Genomic DNA, 19,053 nt, shown 5'->3' with positions numbered 1-19,053 from the left:
GGTTCTACCGCACCGACATGCTCGCCGCCGAACTGGCAGTCCTCCAACCCGATGACCCCGCACGGCTGAAGTTCATCCAGCACCTCCACGACGTCGACGTCTTAGTCCTCGATGACTTCCTGGGACCACACCTGTGGATGCCGCGACCGCGCACCAACTTCTCAACATCCTCGCCGGGCGAGAAGGCAAAGTCTCAACGATAGTGACCTCACAATTCACCCCACTGGAGTGGTACAAGTCCATCCCCGACGCCGTGATCTCCGAGTCAATCCTCAACCGACTCGTCTCCGGCGCCGAGATCATCACACTCGAAGGACCAAACATGCGCCTCACCACCAACACATAACCACCAACAACGCCTGAGTAAGACACCGCTACCGGATACTCACTCAGGCGCTACCAGATACTCACCACACCGCTACCATTTCAGTCTTCTGAACACCGGCGAGGCGGGCGATGGTGGGGGCGTCGCCAAGCCCGGCGGGTTCACCTGTCTGAACGGGCTTGGCCACGATGACGTGCTTGCCGGCAGCCTTGAGCTGGGCGGCGAGGGCTGCGGTGGCGATGGTCTTGCCCACGTCGGTGTTGGTTCCCGTAATGCAAATGATCATGCTGCCTCCCCGGCTGCGTGGATGGCGCGGCAGATGCGTGCGATGTTCTCGTCGGTACAGATATAGGGCGGCATAGTGTAGATGAGCCGCCCGAACGGCCGCAGCCATACTCCGTGCTCAAGGGCCGCTTCGGTGGCGGCGGCCATGTTGACCTCGTGGTCCATTTCCAGCACACCAATAGCGCCGCGGACCCTGGTGAGGCCGGGTGCGCCCTGAAGTCCCTGACGCAGACCCGCCTCAATTCGCGGTACTGCGCTGCGCCACTGGCCCTCCGCGATGAGTGCGGTGGATTCCGCAGCGACCGCGCAGGCGAGAGGATTGGCCATAAAGGTTGGGCCATGCATGAGTGCGGTGGGCTGCATGCGCTTGGCGACGTCTTCCGTGGCCAACGTTGCCGCAAGCGACATGAAGCCACCGGTCAGCGCCTTGCCAACGCACATGATGTCCGGCACAACGCCGGCGTCCTGGGTGACGAAAAGCGAGCCGGTGCGCCCAAATCCGGTGGCGATTTCATCGGCGATCATGAGAATTCCGTGCTTGTCGCACAAGCGGCGAACACTCGCTACCAGTGCGTTGTCATGAAAACGCATGCCGCCAGCGCCCTGTACGCCGGGTTCGATGATGATGGCGGCGACGTCATCAGTAATGAGGCGCTCCATCTTCGCTAGGTAGTCTGCGTGTTCGGATTCGCTCGCTCCTTCCGTGGGCGGGGCAGGGGCGAAGACCTGTTCTGTCAGTGTGCCTGCCCAGAGCGAATGCATGCCGCCCTGCGGATCGCAGACGCTCATCGCGCCAAAAGTATCGCCGTGGTACCCTGAGCGCCAGGTCAGCAGTTTGGTACGGCCAGGTGGGGAGGCTTGCAGGGCCATTTTGATGGCGACTTCAACGGACACGGATCCGGAATCTGAGTAGAAGACATGGGAGAAATCTCCGCGGGTCAGTTCCATGAGCTGAGTGGTCAGGCGTGCTGCGGGCTCGTGGGTAAGTCCACCGAACATGACGTGGCTAAAGCGATCAATCTGTTCTTTGGCGGCATTGACTAGTCGGGGGTGCGAGTGCCCATGACAGGCAGCCCACCAGGAACTCATGCCGTCGATAACGCGGCGGCCATCGGCGAGGTCAAGATAGGCACCATCGGTGCCGGTGACCTCCAACGCGGGCGCGCCGGGTGCGGCATACGGGTGCCACACGTTGGCTGCATCTATTGTCGCTACTTGAACACTGTTCAAAAACTTCACGCATTTATCTGTACCACATACGAAAGTTGTGCATAATTACTTGGTATGACAGTAATTGAACAGCGTTCAAGTAAAACGTTTTCACCCGCCATTCCTGCGGTTGCGGGCATCGAGATGTGGGAGCGTTTTAGTTTCTATGGAATGCAGGCCATTTTGGCCTACTACCTCTATGACCAGGCGGGTGGGCTAGGAATTGAGCAAACCCATGCGACTGCGCTCGTTGGCGCGTATGGTGCTGTGCTCTACCTCTTCACGTTTGTCGGCGGCTGGGTCTCCGACCGTGTTCTCGGTGCTGAGCGCACTCTGCTGGTGGGTGCATTCCTGTTGATGTGTGGGCATGTATCGCTGTCCCTGATTCCAGGGTTCCCCGGCTTGTTCGCGGGGCTGTTCCCGCTTGCACTCGGTTCCGGCTTGCTCAAAACCGCAGCTATTACGGTTTTAGGGGCAGCGTTTCCGGCTGAGGGCAACAATAGTGCTTTCCAGATTTTCTACCTCGGTATTAACGTCGGTGCAGTTGCTGGGCCGACGCTGACTGGTTGGCTATCCACGGCCTATGGCTATCACGCAGGTTTTGGTGCCGCTGCGGGCTTGATGCTTATCGGTTGCGTGTCTTACTTGCTGCTGCGCTCACGCCCTTTGGCCAGCATCAGCGTTGACATCACCCGTCCTTCAAACCCGATTGCCCCGAAGCATCTCGCCCCAGTGGCAGGTGCTGCCGTTCTAGTCTGCGCATTAGGAGTCTGGTGCCTAGCCTCGGGCGCTTTAACGCCTGACCGCATGGCTTTTGTTTTGCTCCTCACTACTGTGGCGGTGGCAGTTGGCCTGATTGTCACTATGTTGGTCTCCCCGCAAGTGAGTGCGCCTGAGCGCCGTCGGGTCAGGGCGTTCCTTCCGCTTTTTGTGGCCTCTACAATGTATTGGGCGCTGCAATCCCAAACTTATGGAGTGCTTGCGGTGTATTCCGATCAGCGCCTAGATCGCAGCATCGCTGGTTTTGAGATTCCAGCGGCGTGGACGCAGTCCCTCAATCCCTTCTTCATTTTGGTCTTCGCGCTGCCCATTGCTGCATTTTTGGCAAAAAGGAACGTGCACCGCAACCGTGTGATGGGCGGTGGTCTGGCGCTAGCAGGTGCGGGGCTGTTTATCCTTCTGCCTTTTGTGAGTGCTACAGCGGTTCCATTCCTGGCGCTAGCACTGTGCATCATGCTCATGAGCATCGGAGAGCTCTTCATCGGGCCCATTGGTATGGCGGCGACAACTGCATATGCGCCCGCAGCTTTTAAGACCCGCTTTTCGGCTCTGTTCTTCCTCTCCCTAGCTATCGGAACCTCGCTGGCCGGCAGCTTGTCCACGCTGTACTCGGTTGATACCGAGTTCTTCTATCTGGTTCTCGTGGGTATTGTCCCAGTCATTACTGGTGGTGTTATCGCTCTTTCGGGCTTAAGCAGGGCGAAGTTGTCGTAAAAGCAGGCTGGTGGCGAAGAGTCTCTTAAGCCGAGTCTTTGGAAACCGCTACCTTTGAAGGGTGATTACTAATGAACTCCGAGAATTACTGACCGTAGCCAAGACCCATGCCCAGCGCTTCCACGACGAGGAGGATCACACCGTAGCCGCGGCACTTCTTACCGAATCCGGCAAACACGTGCTCGGTTTGAACGCATACCATTTCCTCGGTGGCCCCTGTGGTGAAATCTCGGCCTTAGCTAACCACGCTGCTAGTCATCCAGAGGATCCCATCCGAGCGGTCGTCGCCGTCCACGGTCCGACTGGCCAGATGCTACCGCCCTGTGGAAAATGCCGCCAGGTGCTGTTTGATGTTGATCCGTCTATTCGGTGCATCGTGCGCGGAAGCAATGGACTTGAAGCGCTCACCGTGGAAGAGCTCTTACCGTTCGCATATAACTGGCGTGACATGGACAAAGAGCAGCGCATCTACATGTGGGAAGGCTACGAGGAATCAATTCGTAGCGGAGAAAAGCAGCAAACCATTCGAGTGGATGATCCTTTCCATGAGGGAAGCGCCCAGATTGTCTTCGAGAAGGAATCCGGTGAGGTTGTTACCATTCCTGCCGAGGTGACGTCAGTTGTTTCAACCCAGCGGAGGTCTTTGACGGAGGAACAAGCCCGAAGAGATGGGTTTGGCTCTCTTGCCGAGCTCCATGAAGCGCTTGATACTCACTATCCCGGATTAGCTGAGGATGACGAGGTCGACGTCGTTGAGTTCACACTCCGCAAGGTTTAAGAACTCTGGCAAAGACCACGTAGAGGAGACTTCACCTAGACTGTCGGTATGTTTGGGCCCGCTTCCACCCAGCCGCCGCGGCTAATAGATTTTGCCGTGCTGCGGTTACCGTTGGTGGAAGTCGTGTTTGCTGGGCTGCTGGTGAATCTCTTTGTCGAAGATATGCAGGGAACTGAAGCTGCCAGTGGCTTCGTCGCGCTCTTTGTGGCCATTCCCGCACTGTTGTTTCTTGGAATCGCATACCTCATTTCCCTGCCCATGCAACGGCGCAAAGCAAATGATTTCCGCGTCGACGCAGTCTTCCTTGTTGTCGGAGCTATTGGCCTTGCGGGGTGGGGCGGGCAACACTTTATCGCTTTGCCTCTCGCGTGCTGCTTGCCTGTAGGGCTGTCAGCTCTGATTCGAAGATTCATTGCCTTCTTGCTGTGGAAGACGGGGAAGGCCCCGCAGCTGCCGGCAGGGAAAGATGCTGAGAACTAGGCCGAGGCCACTGATTCCATCCAGCGAAGTTAACGAGATCAGCGCATGTGCACAGTCGCTGATAAAGTAACGCCTTGTGTTCTCAGGTTTCCTCGCATCTGTTCTGTCTGTCCTTACCGCAGTAGCGTCTATGTTTGGTATTAATCACGCTGCCGCCGACGATTCCGGCGCGCGTGACGTTCTACAGGCCACGAGCACGGTCGCCGCGAAGGACGACCGAGTTGCCGCACTATGGCAGAACGAGTCGCGGGAATGCTCGGCCGGCTACATCGGCAATGACTGGTGGCTCACCGCTACCCACTGCTTGGGCCGCAACCTGCGCCTTACCCAGGCAGACGGTGATAGCGCCAAAGTTGTCGCCTCCACTCCGGTGGCGGAGAAGTCAGACATTGCCTTGCTCAAGGCGGAACCCATGGAGGCTGAGGCCTTCGAGCTGCCCACCCGCCCTCTGCGTGTGAACGAAAAGCTCCTCCTCGTGGGCTTCGGCGGGTCCCACACGTTTTCCTCGGAGGCCGTGTCCCGCATTGAGGAGACTGGTGTAACGCACGAAATCGAAGGCCACGAATTTGAGAACCTGCTTAGATCGCACTCCTTGTTCTCCTCACGCTCCTGCAGCGGTGACTCCGGCGCCCCGCTCTACCAGGACACCACGATCTTTGCGGTGCATACCGGCGGTGAAGAGAATGAGTCTTGCGCAGACGGCACGCGCCGCCGCATGTGGCATAGTGAAATCTACCCCCACGTCGCGACGCTCACTGCGCTCATGGAGAGTTATGACGAGGAGGAGGCAGTCACCCAACGCGAGGAGGCGGAAGCCGAGAGCGTGCGCCAAGCCCGCGCCCAAGAACGCCGCCAGGCCCCCGCGGAAAAGCCCTCCGAACAGCGCATCGAGCAGCCGAAGAAAGACCGCGGCAGCAGCCTGAGCAGTCTCTCTTCCCGTTAACAGCGCCTATACAGCGAGCGCTCAGACTTAAGCGTTAAGCTCGCTCCTTATGAAAAACGGCTTCCTGCAGCGCGCGTTCCTCGCTATCCTTCTCGGCACCGCGGCCCCCATACCCGCGCACGCTGAGACCATGGAGACCTCCGCGGCACAGGACCTGGGTATAAATGATCCTGACTGCCAGCCCACTGGCCCCGTCACCGAGCCCGTCGTCCTCCTTCACGGAACGTCGGCCAATTCGGCCGAATGGAATGATCTGATCCCGAAGCTCACCGAGCAGGGCATGTGCGTGTGGGCCTTCGACTATGGCGCGGATGACCTCACCTTCCAGAACGCCTATCCCTATATGAAGGGCATTGCGGATTTGGAGTCCTCTGGGCGTGAAATCGCCCAGCATATCGAGCACATCCGCGACGTCACTGGGGCAGAGAAAGTGAACCTCGTGGGCTTTTCCCAGGGTGGCCTGCACACGAAGTCCTTCACACAGCTCTATGGTTCACCCGATGAGGTGCGCCGCGTGGTCACGGTTGGCGCGAATTTTCACGGGACAACGTGGGGCGACAGGGCAACGCCCCTAAGCACGGCGGCAAAAATCGCGCCCGATGTGACCAAGTTTGTTGGAACCAGTGCCGGTATCCAGCAGCTGCAAGGTTCGGACTTTATGGAGAATCTCAACCAGTTGCCGGACACCGCGCCGGGTATCACCTACACCTCTATCTATTCACCCGCAGACAACACCGTGACGCCGAATGAGACCTCGCAGCTGACTGCAGTGCCGGGCGCCGACGTGGCCAACGTGGAGTCAGTGCCGGTCGAGCATGGAAAGCTGCCCCATGATCCGCGCGTGCACGAGCAGATTCTGTGGGGGCTCACGCGCTAGGCCGGGGTCGGTGCAGATTTGCGGGTGCGTGAAGCAATAACGAAGGTGGCCGTCAAGCAGATAGCGAGGGCCACGAAAGGCAACGCATTCGACAGCCAGTAGGCGGTGGTGAAGGGGAGAGAATAGGCGGCGACGATGCGGATGATTGCTTCAAGTAGGAACACGACGCCCCACACGATAGTGATGTAGCGCTGAGAGGCGCGAAAGGTTGGGTATTTCCACAACCCGTTCCAGTAAGAGACACCTTCCTCCGTGCCGTCGGTGCCAAAGCGCTGGCCAAAGTAGAAGGCAAGGGGCTTGCCCAAGGCAAGGCTGCCGAGGAAGAGCAGGCCGAAAATGCCGGTAATAACGCTGCCTTTAACCAGCAGGAGGCGCTCATCGGTGCCACCGACCAGCGTTGCCAAGGCCGCGGCAAGGTTAAAGGCCAGGATCAGTGCAGAAATCCCAGAAAAAGACTTCTGGCGTACATGCTGGATGATGCCACCGATGAGGGGACCGATGCTGGCGGCTAGGTAGGCGTAGACGTGGTTGCCGGTTGCGGAATCAACCAGTTGAAACAGGAGGATGGCGAGGCCGACGTCGAAGACGCCGAGGATGAGGAAGTTGAGCAGGCGCGGATTGAGACTCATGCCACATAGTGTGCCACAAAACATACGTAACGGTTTGTCTGTGACACATAAAAACCTTAGGGTTGGGGCATGGCTGACGTTGGACCAGGAACCGTTGGATATCTCTGCGGGTTAGCTGGCCGCGAGGAACTCCCCGGGCCCGTGCTGACACCGATCCTTACTGGGCTGGGTCTGTCGCCGGCTGGCGTTCGCACCTTTCTGTCCCGCATGGTGCGCGCGGGCGATCTATCCTCGCGCCGAGCCGGGCGATACTCCGTGTATTCCATGGTGGGGAACTACCTTGCGGAGTTTCGTCGCCTAGGCTCGCCGCGCGCCCTCCACTGGGACGGGGCGTTTCACACCGTTATCTTCGATATCAGCGAGGATCGCCGTACAGAAAGGGATGCCCTCCTGCGTGCCGCGCAGGCCAGCGGTTTCCGGCAGCTGCGGCCCGGAGTCCTGGTGGGTGCCCACGCGCCGGGGGAGTGGGCACAGAAAACCTTTGTCGGCACTTGGTCCGTGGATACGGACACCGCCCGCGACGTTATTGCCACCGCGTGGGACCTTGAGGAGAGCGCTGCCCGCATTAGCGCGCTGGGCGACGTCCCCCCTCTGCCCACCGATGACGTTGGCGTCGTCGTCGAAACCACGCGCCGCCATTCCGCCGTCTTCGCGGCGCTGCGCCACACCCCGCCCTTCCCTGCCGAGCTTCTTCCCGCTGACTTCCCTTCGGACATGCTGGAGAGCCGCCTGCGCATGGACGTCACGCCGGCCTATCGGGCGATGGCGCGGCTGTTAGAGTCGTGGCCATGATCCAGGGAGCCATCGACGCGGCAGGGCGGTGCCGGCACTGGCACACGCTTGTCGACGTCGTCGCGAACAAGTGCAGCACCTGCGGCGGCTGGTTCGCCTGTTCTTTGTGCCATGCAGAGTTGACCGACCACGAGTTTGGCGCCATGCCGAAGGACGAACTTTGCGTCATGTGCGGTGCGTGCGGCCATCAGATGGCCTTCGCGGAGTATTCGGCATATAAATGCCCCGCGTGCGGGCATGCCTTCAATACTGGCTGCGCGCTGCACGCGGGGACGTATTTCCGCTAGTTACTTAAGGCTGCTGCTTAGGGCAGCAGCGGGGCGAGCGGGGTGCCCTCGACGAGGGTCTTGAGGTAGGCCACGATGTCCGGGACGTGAATGGTGAAGTTACCGAAGGTCACTGGAATCGTCGGAAAAGCGTTGTTGGCCGGGGCCTTATTGCCACCGTTTTCATTGTTGTTAGCCGGGGCTGGCTGGTTGTTGTGAGCCGGTGCGCCCTGGTTGTTGCCATTATTGTTCGCGGGGGCAGGCTTGTCCCCGCCGCCGTTGTTTGCGGGGGCAGCATTGCCGCTACCGTTGCCACCGTTGAGGCCGCAGCGAGCGATGGCCTCGTCGGCGCGGGCGATAGCGTCGCGGATTTCGCCGCCACGCGGGTGGAAGTTCGCAGCAGCAAGGGCCTGGGACTTCTTGCTGTTGTAGTCGGACGGGTTGGTGTAGTACTTCGTGGCCTGCTCACAGGAGATCTGACCGGCCGGCACCTTGGCCAGGTAGTCATCGACCATATCGGCCGAGGCAGCAGGGCTAGCAAGGCCGACGGTGACGGCCGCAGCAGCGGAACACAGGACAAGCTTGTTTCTCATGCGCCACATTGTGCCACACCTTTTACACTTTCGCGCGAGCGCTAGCGCCCCAGGAAGCGATTTACCAGCGAAGAATACGCCTTCACAGTCAAATCCAAGTCTTCCAGGTAGAGGTGCTCATCGTGGCTGTGCAGCTGCGAGTTGGCACTGGCCATGTCCCGATCCTCCGCATGCAGCGCGAAGCCGTAGGCGTTGCCGCCGCGTCGCCGCGCCACACGAAGATCCGAGCCACCCGTCGCCAGCACCGGCAGCACCTTCTTATCGGGGAAGAACTCGTGCGCGGTGTCCTCAATGCAGCGCCACAGCTCAGTATCGGTAGAAGACTGCGTGGCGTCCTCAGTAATAAGGTGCTCAATTTCTACTTCGTCGGCCATATCGCCCAGCGCCTCACGAAGGAACTCGTCGAGCTCCTCCTGCGTCTGGCCAGGGAAGGGGCGGATGTCCATCTCTAGATAGGCGTGGGAAGGCAGCACGTTGATAGCGCCACCGGCGCGCAGGACGGTTTGGGCAATCGTCGTGTGTGAGAAGGCATGGGCATAGGCCGCCAAATTACCGAACTTTTCGTAGTCGGCGGTGGTAGCGGAGCCGTCGAGAAGCGCTGCTTCCGTTGCGGGGTCAAAACGGAAGGTCTTGACGAATCCCTGCCACACCTCATCCATCGCCACGGGCGGCTCAGCCGCGGCGATGTGGCGGGCAACCTCACCAATCTTGACGATGGCAAAGTCCTTCCCAAACGGCGTCGAGCCATGGCCAGCATCGCCATGCACGTGCAGGCGGCGCTGGCCGGCACCTTTCTCACCCACGTTGAAACCCAGCGCGCCGGGCAGGTGGCTGCCGCCGGTCTCCGAGAGGCAGTTGCGCACCGAGTAGGCCTCAGGGTGATGCTTATCCATCCAGATGGAACCCAGGCCGCCGCGGGCCTCCTCGTCAGCCATGCCGACAAACGCTAAGGTGCCGCCGGGGTTGCCGCGCTTGGCGACGTCCCTCGTTACCGCCGCCATCGTCGCCGTAATAAAAAGCATGTCCACCGCGCCGCGGCCATACAGCTTGCCATCCTCGATGACGGCGTCGAAAGGCGGCTTGGTCCACTTCGGCTCGTCCACGGGCACGACGTCCGTATGACCCATAAGCGTGAGCGGCTCCTTGCCCGGGTCACCCGGAACGGTCACCACGATGGTGACGCGGCCCGGATGGGACTCGTAGCGCTGAATCTCCACCGCGGTGCCGTCGAAGAACTTCTCCAAGGTATCGGCGTTGCGGACCTCGTGGCCGGAATCCGGCGTGAGATCGTTAACGCAAGCATTGCGGATGAGTTCCTGAAGCAGGGCGAGGGTGTCGTCGTAGAGAGTCATGGCCTTCAAGGGTAGTCCGCGGAAGGAAAAGGGGGAGATTTTCCACAACTTGAACGCCGTTCAAGTAAGCTTTCGGCCATGAGCATCGTAGATATCGCACGCGAGAAGGCCCTCGAGCAGGGCATTGGCCTCAACGAAGAGGAACTCCTCCAGGTCCTCCAGATCCCCGATGAGCAGCTGGAAGAGATCGCTGACATCGCCCACAAGACCCGCCTCAAGTGGTGTGGACCCGACGTGTCCGTCGAGGGCATCATCTCCATTAAGACCGGCGGCTGCCCGGAGGATTGTCACTTCTGTTCGCAGTCTGGCTTGTTCGAGTCGCCCGTACGTGCGGCTCGCCTCAACATCCCTGAATTGGTGGAGGCTGCCAAGAAGACCGCCAAGACCGGTGCGACAGAGTTCTGCATCGTCGCCGCGGTGAAGTCCCCGGATGAGAACCTCCTGAGCCAGGTCGCGGAGGCTATCCCGGCCATCCTCGACGAGGTGGACATTGAAATCTCCCTCTCCCTCGGCACGCTGACCCTCGAGCAGGCGCAGCGCCTCATGGACATGGGCGCCCAGCGCTACAACCACAACTTGGAGACTTCTAAGTCCTTCTTCCCCAACGTGGTCACGACCCACTCCTGGGAAGAGCGCAAGGAGACTCTCGACAACGTCCGCGCGGTGGGCATGGAGGTCTGCTCCGGCGGCATCATCGGTATGGGTGAATCCCTCGAAGACCGCGCCGAATTCGCTTACCAGCTGGCCCAGATCGAGCCGTGTGAGGTGCCGATGAACTTCCTCGACCCGCGCCCGGGCACCCCGTTTGCGGATCGCCCGCTGGTTCCGCTCGGTGAGGCACTGCGAGCTGTGGCCGCCTTCCGCCTGGCCATGCCGTCGGTAACGCTGCGCTTTGCCGGTGGCCGCGAGCTTTCCCTCGGTGACGACGGCACGGAGAAGGGCCTCCTCGGTGGCATCAACGCCATCATCGCCGGCAACTACCTCACCACGCTGGGCAAGCAGATTGAAAAGGACGTCGACATGCTCGGCCGCATCGACCTGCCCATTAAGGCCCTCTAATGGGCTTTTCACAGGGCGAATCGACGGAGCTTAGGGCTGCCGTCCTCGCCGGGGAGGAGCCGCAGTTCCACCCCAACACCGGCAAGCCGCTCAGTGAGAACTTTCCCCTCCACCCAGCGGCTGCGGCCGGCCTTGACGTGCCTCGGTATTGCCAGCTGTGCGGACGCCGCATGGTGGTCCAAGTCCGCCCGGACGGCTGGAGCGCGCGCTGCTCGCGCCACGGCGAGCTCGACTCGGAGGATATCTACGAGGAAACCCTGGGCTAACTAGAGTGGGCGCCATGGATCCCGCCGTCGCCCACGCCCATCAGTCCGCGCTGCGCTCGATTTCCCGCGTCGTCACGGAAATCGCCTCACCCACGCCACCGGAGCAGGCGCTTGCCGACGTCTCCCAGCAACTCACCCACGGCAACGTCATGGTCCTCACGGGCGCGGGCGTGTCAACGGAATCCGGCGTGCCGGACTACCGCGGCCCACAGGGCTCGCTCAGCCGCCACCGTCCCATGACGTACCAGGAGTTTCTCCACGACCCAGATGCTTCGCACCGTTATTGGGCGCGGGCTTTCGTCGGCTGGCGCGTCATGCAGGCCGCACGTCCCAACCGCACGCACTATGCGCTGGTGGAACTTGAGCGCGCCGGGCTGCTGAAAGGTGTGGTGACCCAGAACGTGGATGGCCTCCACGAGGAGGCGGGGCAGCGCAACCTCATTGCACTGCACGGCGATATGCAGCACGTGGTGTGTTTGAGCTGTGGGTATGAAGAAAAGCGGGAGGATTACGATGCCCGCGCGGCCGCGGCCAACCCGGGATTTCTCGAGCGCTGGGTGGTGGATAAGGCGGATGTGAACCCGGATGGCGACGTGGCTTTGAGCCAGGAAGCGGTCGCGGAGTTCCGCATGCCCGGCTGCGTGCGCTGCGGCTCGCCGCGGCTTAAGCCAGACGTGGTCTACTTCGGCGAGCCCGTGCCCACCGCCAAGAAAGACGCGGCCTACGCGATGGTCACGGCCGCAGATTCCCTGCTCGTCGCGGGATCCTCACTGGCGGTGATGAGCGGCTTCCGTTTCGTGCTTGAAGCGCAGAAGCAGGGCAAACGCGTGGCCACCATTAATGGCGGGCCGGGGCGTGCTGACGACCGCGTGGATACCCTGTGGCGCACCCAGGTGGGCCCGGCGTTCGATGCGCTTCTCGACGCCCTCGACCTCTAACGCTTCGTCTGGCCCCTTAGCTCGCCGGTCTGGCCCCTTAGCTTGCCGAAGTTATAGCTTCGGCGAGGCTTTCGACATCTTCCAGAACTATCTGGCAGACCCGTTTATCCATGGGCATGTCCTCGTGGCGAATGAGGGCGCGGCGGTCAATGTCTTGGACAAAGAGGTTGCGCACCTTCTGGCCGTTGAGGAAGCACGTGGTGGGAGGAACGACGACGGCGTCGGATCGCGTGGCGATGCACGTGTAGCTCACATCGTCTTCGACCTCGCTGCCGCGGTTGGTGGCCTCGATGATGTCGCTGCCGGCGACTTGTTGCATGCCGGCGGGGCCAAACCAGCCGTCGATAAGCGAGCGCACCACGTCTTCCTGGCGCTCGCTGCGGAAGAGGGGACTGGCAATACCTCCCTGCGTCGTCCCATGATTCGGAGAGCTGATGCACACCACGTGGTGGACGCGATCCGCACGATCGTGCATGCGCAACCAATACCGCGCGAGCAGCCCGCCCTGAGAATGGCCCACGAGGATGGCCTGTTCTGACCCGGTAACAGTGAGGACGGCGTCGATGTACGCATCCAGCTGACGTGCCGATTCCTGAATCGGGCCGGTAGCGCGGTTGCCATAATCCGGGGCAAAGACCGCCCAGCCGTTCTCGCGCAACAGACCGGCGAGAACCTGCCACACGCCTTTGGTGTCACACGTTCCGTGGATAAGGATGATAGGCCAGGGTCGTTCGGCCGTGGGGCGCGCGGACCAGTCGTCTTCACACACGCCGCGGGTACGCAATCGGGCACCGAGAGGAAGCGGGGGAGTGGACATGGCGCCTCATTTTACGCCGTGTGCCCTACCGCCATCGGCGGCATAAACGCCGACCGTTTGATTGCTGCGGCCGTCGTGCAAAGAAAAATCATTAAGGTATCCTCGCTGTCATGTCTCTCCATCTTGAAGACCAGCTGTGCTTTTCGCTGTACCGAGCCGCGCGTTCGGTGATCCGTTCTTATGCCCCGTTGCTCGACGAGCTCGGAATTACGTACCAGCAGTACCTCATGCTCATGATCCTGTGGGATAGCGAGGAGCCGGTGACGCTGGAATCCATGGAGAAGCGCCTCCAGCCAGAGTCTGGCACCTTTGAGGGCTTGGTGAAGGGCTTGGAAGAATCCGGCCTCGCTACCGTCGAGGACGGCAAGGTCATCATCACCCAGAAGGGCAGTGACCTGGAGCCGCGCGCGGTGTGCATCCCGGAGACCATCCTCAACGAGTACCGCAAGTCCGGCGTGGACCTCGTGGAGTTCCGCGAGTCCTTGGAGATCGTGCGTGAAGCCGGTGAGGCTTCCAAGTTGGAGTATCCCAACTAGACTGGCCGGCATGACCGACCTGCAGCATGCCCACTCCGTCACCGAGGCGGTCAACCGCCTCTGCGAGCTCTATGAAAGCTCCTGCGAGCTGGCGCGCGAAGCGCTCGCCTCGGGGGACCATGACGCCTACCGCCACGTGGTCTATCCCAAGATCATCGTGCAGGTCCGTGAATGGACTCCCATCGACCGCTCCGAGCCCTTCGGTTACGTAGACCAGGAGGGGCGCTATTCGGCGGTTATGTCCAAACCGTGGCTCATCCGCGGCTACCTGCTTGAGCAGCTAACCAGGCTGACCAGCAATTATCCCTGCGATATCTACGTGGGCCAGTCGGACGAGCGCATCCCCCCAGAGTACATTCGGGGCGCCGGCCCTTTGCCTGAGAATCGTGGAGAGATTCCCCGGCCCACCTTGGATGCGGTGCATGATGGCATCGTCGACGGCGCGTGGAAGGCTTTCCACGGCAAGGAGAAGCCGCTTTTCCACTTCGGCCCGCAGCGCTTCGACATTGCATGCGCCCGCATTGAGCACTACACGGGCATCGAGGTGAATTCGGTCCAGAAGTACATCCTGTTCACCAACTACGCCATGCACACCACCGAGTTCGTCAAGTTTGGCCTGCGCGAGCTGGCGCGGGAGGATTCGCGCTACACGGCGCTGGTGTTGCCGACAGGTGAGACGATTCACCCCAATGACGCCGTGCTTCTCGACGTCGACGAGCTCACCCTCACCTCGCGCTTCCAGATGCCCCGCTTCGACCTCATCACGGCGGGTGGCGATGGCATCACGATGATCAATATCGGCGTAGGCCCCTCGAACGCCAAGACCATTACGGACTGCTTGGCGGTGCTGCGCCCGGAGGCGTGGATCATGATCGGCCACTGCGCAGGGCTCGATGGCCGCATGCGCATTGGTGACCTCATCTTGGGCAACGCCTACCAGCGCGAGGACCACATACTCGACGGCACCGTCGCGGCCGGCAACCCGATTCCCGCTATCCCGGAGATCCAGCGAATGCTGGAAGCCTCGGTGGAGGAAGTGTATGGCGAAGATAATTCGCTCATGCGCACCGGCACGGTGCTCTCCACCGATGATCGCAACTGGGAATGGCGCACCTCCCGCGATTTGTGGGAGTGGCTGCGCCACTCCACCGCCGTGGCCGTGGACATGGAATCCTGCACGCTGGCTGCTAATGGCTACCGCTACCGCATCCCTTACGGCACGCTGCTATCCGTGTCCGATCTGCCTCTGCATGCAGTGCCCAAGCTTCCTGCCCAAGCGCAGGCCTTTTACTCCAATTCCAAGGAGGCGCACGTGATGTGCGCGGTGCGCGCGGTGGAGGCCTTGGCGGAGAATCCTGAGCGCCTGCGCACCCGCAAGTTGCGCCGAACGGTAGCGGAGGTTCCGTTCCGCTAAGGGAGATGATTAGACTGAGGGAAATGAAAAATCTGGCGAAGGAGACCTAGACAATGAGCACCCCGGAATGGTGGAACCCGGAACGCGAAAACCTAACGTGGGAGGTCTTCGGCGAGGCGAGCCGCTACCTGTCCCAGGAGATTGTGGATTCGGGCTGGTTCCCGGACCTCATTGTCGGTGTAGCCCGTGGTGGCCTCATTCCGGCTGGTGCCATTGGTTACGCCATCGGCGTGAAGGAAATGGGCGCCATCAACGTGGAGTTCTACACCGACATCGGTGAAACCCTCCCGGAGCCCATCCTGCTCAACCCGCAGCTGGATACGGACTCGCTCAAGGACAAGAAGGTTCTCGTCGTCGATGACGTGGCTGACTCCGGCAAGACCCTCGACCTAGTAGTCAACCTGCTGGAGCAAACGGCCTCCGAGGTCAAGTCCGCCGTTATTTACACCAAGCCCACCACCATCTTCGAGCCGGACTTTTCCTGGAAGAAGACCGACCAGTGGATTAACTTCGCCTGGTCCGTCCTTCCGGTCATCACGCGCGATGGCTCTTACAAGGAAGGTCATTAATGCCAGAAGCCTCCGCCGGAACTTTCCGCGCGGCCTTCACCTCGCCCGCCCGCTTCCGCAAGGAAGTGTTTGGCGGGCTTGCTGTTGCGCTAGCCCTGATTCCGGAAGTCCTAAGTTTCTCCATCCTCGCCGGCCTTGACCCCAAGGTGGGCCTATTCGCCTCCGTCATCATGGCGATGTCCATCGCTCTCACCGGCGGCCGCCCCGCCATGATTTCCGCCGCGGCGGGCTCGGTCGCCGTGGTCATCGCGCCGCTGGCCCACGAGTATGGCCTGCAGTACGTGCTCCTCACCATCTGGATGGCGGGGTTGATGCAGGTGGTGATGGCTTTGGTGGGCGTCGCCAAGCTCATGCGTTTTATTCCGCGCAGCGTCATGGTGGGATTCGTCAACGCGCTAGGCATCCTCATGTTTACGGCGCAGCTGAGCCACCTGTGGAACGTATCGTGGCTGGTCTATGCGCTCGTGGCGCTGGGGCTGGTCATCATGGTGGTGTGGCCGCGGATTACGACCGTGGTGCCGGCGCCGCTGGTGGCGATTCTTGTTGTCAGCGTGTTGACCGCGCTGTGTGGTTGGGATGTTCCGGACGTGGCGGACCAGGGCGAGCTGCCCACGTCCTTGCCTGGTTTTGTCATCCCGGATGTGCCGTGGACCATGGATACGCTTTTGTTGTGCCTGCCGTATGCGCTGGGAGTGGCGCTGGTGGGGCTGATGGAGTCGCTGCTGACCGCCAAGCTTGTCGACGACCTCACGGATACCCATTCCGACAAGACCCGCGAATCCGTAGGCCAGGGGATTGGCAATATGCTTGCCGCCGCGATTGGTGGCATGGGCGTGTGCGCGATGATTGGGCAGACCATGATCAACGTCAAGGAATCCCAGGCACGCACGCGCTTGTCGACGTTCCTCGCTGGCGTCTTCCTCCTTATCCTCATTCTCGTGCTGGGCGATACCGTGGGGCGCATTCCTATGGCCGCGCTCGTAGCGGTCATGTTCATGGTGTCCTTCCACACGGTGGATTGGCACTCGGTGCGCACGCTGCGCCGCATGCCGTTGAGTGAGACCGTCGTCATGCTCGTTACGGTGGTGGGAACGTTGGCCACGAACAACCTGGCCGTGGGCGTGGTGCTGGGAGTTGTGGCGGCATCGGTAGCCTTTGCGCGCCGCGTGGCGCACCTAGTGTCTGTGGAGCTGGAAGGCAACGTCTACACCGTGCGCGGCCAGCTCTTTTTCGCTTCTTCCAACGATCTGGTCTACGCCTTTGATTACACCCTGCCGGTGAAGGAGGTCATCGTGGACTTCAGTCGGGCCGATATTTGGGACGCGTCGACCGTGGCGGTACTCGACTCCGTGGAGAGTAAATACGCTGCGCGCGGGGTCACGGTGTCCTTCCGTGGGCTGGATGTGGCGAATGAGCAACGCTACCGCCGTCTCAGCCAGGGGTTGCGGAAATAGCAGGCGCAGCTTAGGTAAAGCTGTCCCAAAAACTGTTATGACGTGCGAATTTGCTAAAGCTTACCTTGCTAGCGCGGGCGGAGTTTTTTTCTGTATTGTGGGTAACTGAAAAACACACGAAAGGAATGACTCTCATGGATGAGAAACTGCAAACGCTCCTAAACGCCCAGGTCAACAACGAGCACGGCGCGGCCCTGATTTACACTCAGCTGGCCTACGAGATGGACAACCTGTCCTTCCCGGGCATGCGCGATTGGTTCTTCAAGCAGGCAGAGGAAGAGCGCGAGCACGCGCAGAAGTTTGCTGAGCACCTGCTGGACCGTGGCTACCGCGTCGAGCTGGAGGATATCCAGGTGGGCTCCGTCAAGGCAGCCACCCCGCTCGATGCCTTCGAGGCCTCCCTCGCGCATGAGCAGAAGGTCTCGGAGCAGATCCGGGAGATTGCCCGCACCGCGGATGCCGCTGGCGATCTCGATTCCCGCCCCCTCATCAACTGGTTCCTCGATGAACAGGTGGAGGAAGAGGCCAGCGTGTCTGAGGTTATCGACCAGCTGAAGCTGGTCGGCAACGATGGCTCCGGCCTCCTGCGCATCGATAGCTCGCTGGCAGAACGGTAACGAAGCCATATAGTTTGGACGAATTCTCCCACAGCCCTCGCGGTTGATGGGAGAATTTCTTGTATGACTAACACGCGGCTGATGCTTCTGGGCGGTGCCCTCGCCGGGCTGGCAATGGCACTGGTGGGTGGTATCTGGCTAGCCGCGACTAATGTGGCGCTGGGGACCTTCTTCTTTGCGTTGGCACTGATGTTGGGCCCGTTCCTCGGCGTGGCCCTGTTGGTATGTGCCGCGGCGGCGTCGACCGCGCTGAGCCGCTCTCTGTTTAGCGTCGGAGGATTGTTCTTGGTGGGGGCAATCTCCACCCTGGGCGCGCTGCCGTGGGGCCGCGTGAGTGTCTCGCTGCCGCTCTTCATCGTTGGCACGCTGACTGGTGCGGTGGCGGTGTGGCTACACTGGGCGCATGGCCACTCTGCTCTTCGATCTGTACGGCGTGCTCATGCGCTCAGCCACGCCCGCCGGGCACGCTGAGCTTGAAGAGTACGTCCGCCCGGTCAACCCGGATCACTTTTGGTCCACCTATGAGGAGTTTCGCCCAGCCTATGATGCCGGGCACCTGAGTGATTCGCAGTATTGGGGCCGCATTCGTGCCCTGACGGATCTTGCGCCTTTCGACGTCTCCCAGGCGGTGGAGCTAGACACGGAGCACCTGCTGGAGGCCGACGAAGAGATGGTGAACCTTGTCCTGCGGTTCATCGGAGAGGGCCACAGCGTTGGTATCCTCTCCAATGTTTCCGCGGCATTGGGGGCGAAGGTCCGTGCGTCGCAGCCTTGGTTGGAAGAGTGTGCCGCCGTGACGTTGAGCTGCGATATCGGCGTGGCGAAGCCCGACCCGGAGGCCTATCACGTGGCTGTCGATGCCCTCGGCGCCCAAGCCAAGGACACTTACTTCTTCGACGACCGCCCGGACTTTGTTGCGGGCGCGCAGCGCGTGGGTCTCAAGGCTCACCTTTTTACGGGCCCCGATTCGGTGCGTTTTTAGCGTCCAACCGGCAGCTGGGATCGCCGATGTCGCGGAGGCCCTGTGGTGGGCGTCCGCGTGGCGATTTACCCGCCGGGCGGCCCGTTTGGGCGCCTGCACGACCGGTGATGCGTGTCCGGTAGTGCGTGGCGGTTTAACCGGGTTTGTCTGGTCCCCGTGCTGTAGCTTGCTGTGCTTGTTGGTAGGCCGCCTGGGCGGTGATTGGTTCTGCCCACGGTGGGACGTAGGTGACGTCGCCGCGTAATCGGAAGACGTAGCCAGCACCGGTGGGTTTGTCCGGGTCGTCATCGTTGATGCCGTTGTGATAGGCACACAACATTGTCAGATTCGGCGGGTTGGTAGCTCCACCGGCCTTCCACGGCACCAGGTGATGCACCT

24 protein-coding genes and 2 pseudogenes are annotated in these 19,053 nt (G+C 61.1%); 19 read left to right on the top strand and 7 right to left on the bottom strand.

The annotated features are described in order from the left end of the window. A pseudogene (locus HMPREF2875_RS13985) lies at nt 1–203 on the top strand (hypothetical protein); the annotation flags it as partial. Next, entirely contained in the window at nt 134–346 is a 213-nt protein-coding gene (locus tag HMPREF2875_RS13980) for an ATP-binding protein (protein WP_246817070.1), read from the top strand. The pseudogene HMPREF2875_RS13985 and the gene HMPREF2875_RS13980, both read left to right, overlap by 70 nt. Before the next feature lie 73 nt (nt 347–419). On the opposite strand, the pseudogene HMPREF2875_RS07540 reads toward HMPREF2875_RS13980, so the two are convergent. Together HMPREF2875_RS07540 and HMPREF2875_RS07535 are read right to left on the bottom strand one after the other, a co-directional pair. Continuing rightward, nucleotides 420–611 (bottom strand): annotated as a pseudogene (locus HMPREF2875_RS07540) (AAA family ATPase); the annotation flags it as partial. Further along, nucleotides 608–1,849, bottom strand: a complete 1,242-nt coding sequence (locus HMPREF2875_RS07535; RefSeq protein ID WP_083311885.1) for an adenosylmethionine--8-amino-7-oxononanoate transaminase — start codon at nt 1,847–1,849, stop codon at nt 608–610. The gene HMPREF2875_RS07535 and the pseudogene HMPREF2875_RS07540, both read right to left, overlap by 4 nt. A gap of 45 nt (nt 1,850–1,894) precedes the next feature. Between HMPREF2875_RS07535 and HMPREF2875_RS07530 the strand changes: the two genes are divergently transcribed. The 5 genes from HMPREF2875_RS07530 (at nt 1,895) to HMPREF2875_RS07510 (ending at nt 6,391) form a co-directional block, all read left to right on the top strand. Next, nucleotides 1,895–3,313 (top strand): peptide MFS transporter, encoded by a 1,419-nt coding sequence (locus tag HMPREF2875_RS07530; protein WP_070671746.1) that lies wholly within the window; start codon nt 1,895–1,897, stop codon nt 3,311–3,313. A 61-nt stretch (nt 3,314–3,374) separates the two neighbouring features. Then, nucleotides 3,375–4,091, top strand: a complete 717-nt coding sequence (locus HMPREF2875_RS07525; RefSeq protein ID WP_070671743.1) for an ASCH domain-containing protein — start codon at nt 3,375–3,377, stop codon at nt 4,089–4,091. A 48-nt stretch (nt 4,092–4,139) separates the two neighbouring features. Beyond that, on the top strand, nt 4,140–4,571 hold the full coding sequence (locus HMPREF2875_RS07520; protein ID WP_070671740.1) for a hypothetical protein: 432 nt from the start codon (nt 4,140–4,142) through the stop codon (nt 4,569–4,571). A 76-nt stretch (nt 4,572–4,647) separates the two neighbouring features. Beyond that, entirely contained in the window at nt 4,648–5,514 is an 867-nt protein-coding gene (locus tag HMPREF2875_RS07515) for a trypsin-like serine protease (protein WP_070671739.1), read from the top strand. Nucleotides 5,515–5,563: 49 nt separating this feature from the next. Next, nucleotides 5,564–6,391: an esterase/lipase family protein gene (locus HMPREF2875_RS07510; RefSeq protein ID WP_070671736.1), complete on the top strand. Its 828-nt coding sequence runs from the start codon at nt 5,564–5,566 to the stop codon at nt 6,389–6,391. On the opposite strand, the gene HMPREF2875_RS07505 is transcribed toward HMPREF2875_RS07510, so the two are convergent. Beyond that, nucleotides 6,388–7,020, bottom strand: coding sequence for a VC0807 family protein (locus HMPREF2875_RS07505; protein WP_070671735.1), 633 nt, complete (start codon nt 7,018–7,020; stop codon nt 6,388–6,390). The two genes, HMPREF2875_RS07510 and HMPREF2875_RS07505, sit on opposite strands and share 4 nt — an antisense overlap. Nucleotides 7,021–7,089: 69 nt before the next feature. Here HMPREF2875_RS07505 and HMPREF2875_RS07500 point away from each other — a divergent pair, with 69 nt between their 5' ends. Both HMPREF2875_RS07500 and HMPREF2875_RS07495 read left to right on the top strand, forming a co-directional pair. After that, a complete protein-coding gene (locus HMPREF2875_RS07500; protein ID WP_083311884.1) occupies nt 7,090–7,812 on the top strand; it encodes a hypothetical protein in 723 nt (240 codons plus the stop codon). Next, a complete protein-coding gene (locus HMPREF2875_RS07495) occupies nt 7,809–8,099 on the top strand; it encodes a CHY zinc finger protein (protein WP_070671731.1) in 291 nt (96 codons plus the stop codon). The genes HMPREF2875_RS07500 and HMPREF2875_RS07495 overlap by 4 nt, the downstream gene beginning before the upstream one ends. A gap of 17 nt (nt 8,100–8,116) precedes the next feature. Here the strand turns inward: HMPREF2875_RS07495 and HMPREF2875_RS07490 are convergent, their stop codons facing one another. Both HMPREF2875_RS07490 and HMPREF2875_RS07485 read right to left on the bottom strand, forming a co-directional pair. Continuing rightward, nucleotides 8,117–8,671, bottom strand: a complete 555-nt coding sequence (locus HMPREF2875_RS07490; RefSeq protein WP_246817069.1) for a hypothetical protein — start codon at nt 8,669–8,671, stop codon at nt 8,117–8,119. Between the two features lie 41 nt (nt 8,672–8,712). Then, nucleotides 8,713–10,023, bottom strand: a complete 1,311-nt coding sequence (locus HMPREF2875_RS07485) for a M20/M25/M40 family metallo-hydrolase (RefSeq protein WP_070671727.1) — start codon at nt 10,021–10,023, stop codon at nt 8,713–8,715. A 78-nt stretch (nt 10,024–10,101) separates the two neighbouring features. On the opposite strand from HMPREF2875_RS07485, the gene bioB reads away from it, so the two are divergent. Genes bioB through HMPREF2875_RS07470 form a run of 3 tightly spaced genes read left to right on the top strand, consistent with a single transcriptional unit; the run spans nt 10,102 to nt 12,286 of the window. Further along, nucleotides 10,102–11,082, top strand: a complete 981-nt coding sequence (gene bioB / locus HMPREF2875_RS07480) for a biotin synthase BioB (RefSeq protein ID WP_070671725.1) — start codon at nt 10,102–10,104, stop codon at nt 11,080–11,082. Then, nucleotides 11,082–11,348 carry a biotin synthase auxiliary protein BsaP gene (locus HMPREF2875_RS07475; RefSeq protein ID WP_070671723.1) on the top strand — a complete coding sequence of 89 codons (267 nt, stop codon included), beginning with the start codon at nt 11,082–11,084 and terminating at the stop codon, nt 11,346–11,348. The genes bioB and HMPREF2875_RS07475 overlap by 1 nt, the downstream gene beginning before the upstream one ends. 14 nt (nt 11,349–11,362) lie before the next feature. After that, nucleotides 11,363–12,286 (top strand): Sir2 family NAD-dependent protein deacetylase, encoded by a 924-nt coding sequence (locus HMPREF2875_RS07470; RefSeq protein ID WP_070671752.1) that lies wholly within the window; start codon nt 11,363–11,365, stop codon nt 12,284–12,286. 37 nt (nt 12,287–12,323) lie between these two features. Here HMPREF2875_RS07470 and HMPREF2875_RS07465 read toward each other — a convergent pair whose 3' ends face one another. Next, a complete protein-coding gene (locus HMPREF2875_RS07465; RefSeq protein WP_070671722.1) occupies nt 12,324–13,103 on the bottom strand; it encodes an esterase/lipase family protein in 780 nt (259 codons plus the stop codon). A gap of 110 nt (nt 13,104–13,213) precedes the next feature. Here HMPREF2875_RS07465 and HMPREF2875_RS07460 point away from each other — a divergent pair, with 110 nt between their 5' ends. From HMPREF2875_RS07460 to HMPREF2875_RS07430, 7 genes are all read left to right on the top strand, one after another. Next, nucleotides 13,214–13,639, top strand: coding sequence for a MarR family winged helix-turn-helix transcriptional regulator (locus HMPREF2875_RS07460; RefSeq protein ID WP_070671720.1), 426 nt, complete (start codon nt 13,214–13,216; stop codon nt 13,637–13,639). Nucleotides 13,640–13,649: 10 nt separating this feature from the next. Next, complete coding sequence (amn, locus tag HMPREF2875_RS07455; protein ID WP_070671718.1) at nt 13,650–15,053, top strand: AMP nucleosidase; 1,404 nt, start codon at nt 13,650–13,652, stop codon at nt 15,051–15,053. A gap of 53 nt (nt 15,054–15,106) precedes the next feature. Then, the gene (locus tag HMPREF2875_RS07450) at nt 15,107–15,622 is read left to right on the top strand and encodes a phosphoribosyltransferase (RefSeq protein WP_039673041.1); all 516 of its coding nucleotides are present in this window, start codon (nt 15,107–15,109) and stop codon (nt 15,620–15,622) included. Continuing rightward, a complete protein-coding gene (locus HMPREF2875_RS07445) occupies nt 15,622–17,076 on the top strand; it encodes a SulP family inorganic anion transporter (protein WP_070671715.1) in 1,455 nt (484 codons plus the stop codon). The genes HMPREF2875_RS07450 and HMPREF2875_RS07445 overlap by 1 nt, the downstream gene beginning before the upstream one ends. A 134-nt stretch (nt 17,077–17,210) precedes the next feature. Then, the gene (locus HMPREF2875_RS07440; RefSeq protein ID WP_070671713.1) at nt 17,211–17,693 is read left to right on the top strand and encodes a ferritin; all 483 of its coding nucleotides are present in this window, start codon (nt 17,211–17,213) and stop codon (nt 17,691–17,693) included. 63 nt (nt 17,694–17,756) lie between these two features. Continuing rightward, nucleotides 17,757–18,164: a hypothetical protein gene (locus HMPREF2875_RS07435; protein ID WP_039673047.1), complete on the top strand. Its 408-nt coding sequence runs from the start codon at nt 17,757–17,759 to the stop codon at nt 18,162–18,164. Continuing rightward, a complete protein-coding gene (locus HMPREF2875_RS07430; RefSeq protein WP_070671711.1) occupies nt 18,097–18,675 on the top strand; it encodes an HAD-IA family hydrolase in 579 nt (192 codons plus the stop codon). Before HMPREF2875_RS07435 ends, HMPREF2875_RS07430 begins: the two co-directional genes overlap by 68 nt. A gap of 133 nt (nt 18,676–18,808) precedes the next feature. Here HMPREF2875_RS07430 and HMPREF2875_RS07425 read toward each other — a convergent pair. Beyond that, the coding region (locus HMPREF2875_RS07425; RefSeq protein WP_141754595.1) for an HNH endonuclease at nt 18,809–19,053 on the bottom strand (245 nt) is incomplete at its 5' end.

This window comes from Corynebacterium sp. HMSC078H07 (genome assembly GCF_001812805.1).
Taxonomy (GTDB): domain Bacteria; phylum Actinomycetota; class Actinomycetes; order Mycobacteriales; family Mycobacteriaceae; genus Corynebacterium.
Note: the sequence above shows the minus strand (reverse complement) of the source record. Positions and strands in the feature narration are given on the sequence as shown.

What these genes read in the sequence shown, in the direction of transcription:
- HMPREF2875_RS07460 (WP_070671720.1), top strand. Translation starts at nt 13,214, where the DNA reads ATGTCTCTCCATCTTGAAGACCAGCTGTGCTTTTCGCTGTACCGAGCC.
- HMPREF2875_RS07445 (WP_070671715.1), top strand. Translation starts at nt 15,622, where the DNA reads ATGCCAGAAGCCTCCGCCGGAACTTTCCGCGCGGCCTTCACCTCGCCC.
- bioB (WP_070671725.1), top strand. Translation starts at nt 10,102, where the DNA reads ATGAGCATCGTAGATATCGCACGCGAGAAGGCCCTCGAGCAGGGCATT.
- HMPREF2875_RS07475 (WP_070671723.1), top strand. Translation starts at nt 11,082, where the DNA reads ATGGGCTTTTCACAGGGCGAATCGACGGAGCTTAGGGCTGCCGTCCTC.
- HMPREF2875_RS07440 (WP_070671713.1), top strand. Translation starts at nt 17,211, where the DNA reads ATGGATGAGAAACTGCAAACGCTCCTAAACGCCCAGGTCAACAACGAG.
- HMPREF2875_RS07490 (WP_246817069.1), bottom strand. Translation starts at nt 8,671, where the DNA reads ATGAGAAACAAGCTTGTCCTGTGTTCCGCTGCTGCGGCCGTCACCGTC.
- HMPREF2875_RS07450 (WP_039673041.1), top strand. Translation starts at nt 15,107, where the DNA reads ATGAGCACCCCGGAATGGTGGAACCCGGAACGCGAAAACCTAACGTGG.
- HMPREF2875_RS07465 (WP_070671722.1), bottom strand. Translation starts at nt 13,103, where the DNA reads ATGTCCACTCCCCCGCTTCCTCTCGGTGCCCGATTGCGTACCCGCGGC.
- HMPREF2875_RS07530 (WP_070671746.1), top strand. Translation starts at nt 1,895, where the DNA reads ATGACAGTAATTGAACAGCGTTCAAGTAAAACGTTTTCACCCGCCATT.
- amn (WP_070671718.1), top strand. Translation starts at nt 13,650, where the DNA reads ATGACCGACCTGCAGCATGCCCACTCCGTCACCGAGGCGGTCAACCGC.
- HMPREF2875_RS07470 (WP_070671752.1), top strand. Translation starts at nt 11,363, where the DNA reads ATGGATCCCGCCGTCGCCCACGCCCATCAGTCCGCGCTGCGCTCGATT.
- HMPREF2875_RS07485 (WP_070671727.1), bottom strand. Translation starts at nt 10,023, where the DNA reads ATGACTCTCTACGACGACACCCTCGCCCTGCTTCAGGAACTCATCCGC.
- HMPREF2875_RS07500 (WP_083311884.1), top strand. Translation starts at nt 7,090, where the DNA reads ATGGCTGACGTTGGACCAGGAACCGTTGGATATCTCTGCGGGTTAGCT.
- HMPREF2875_RS07510 (WP_070671736.1), top strand. Translation starts at nt 5,564, where the DNA reads ATGAAAAACGGCTTCCTGCAGCGCGCGTTCCTCGCTATCCTTCTCGGC.
- HMPREF2875_RS07495 (WP_070671731.1), top strand. Translation starts at nt 7,809, where the DNA reads ATGATCCAGGGAGCCATCGACGCGGCAGGGCGGTGCCGGCACTGGCAC.
- HMPREF2875_RS07520 (WP_070671740.1), top strand. Translation starts at nt 4,140, where the DNA reads ATGTTTGGGCCCGCTTCCACCCAGCCGCCGCGGCTAATAGATTTTGCC.
- HMPREF2875_RS07505 (WP_070671735.1), bottom strand. Translation starts at nt 7,020, where the DNA reads ATGAGTCTCAATCCGCGCCTGCTCAACTTCCTCATCCTCGGCGTCTTC.
- HMPREF2875_RS07435 (WP_039673047.1), top strand. Translation starts at nt 17,757, where the DNA reads ATGACTAACACGCGGCTGATGCTTCTGGGCGGTGCCCTCGCCGGGCTG.
- HMPREF2875_RS07430 (WP_070671711.1), top strand. Translation starts at nt 18,097, where the DNA reads ATGGCCACTCTGCTCTTCGATCTGTACGGCGTGCTCATGCGCTCAGCC.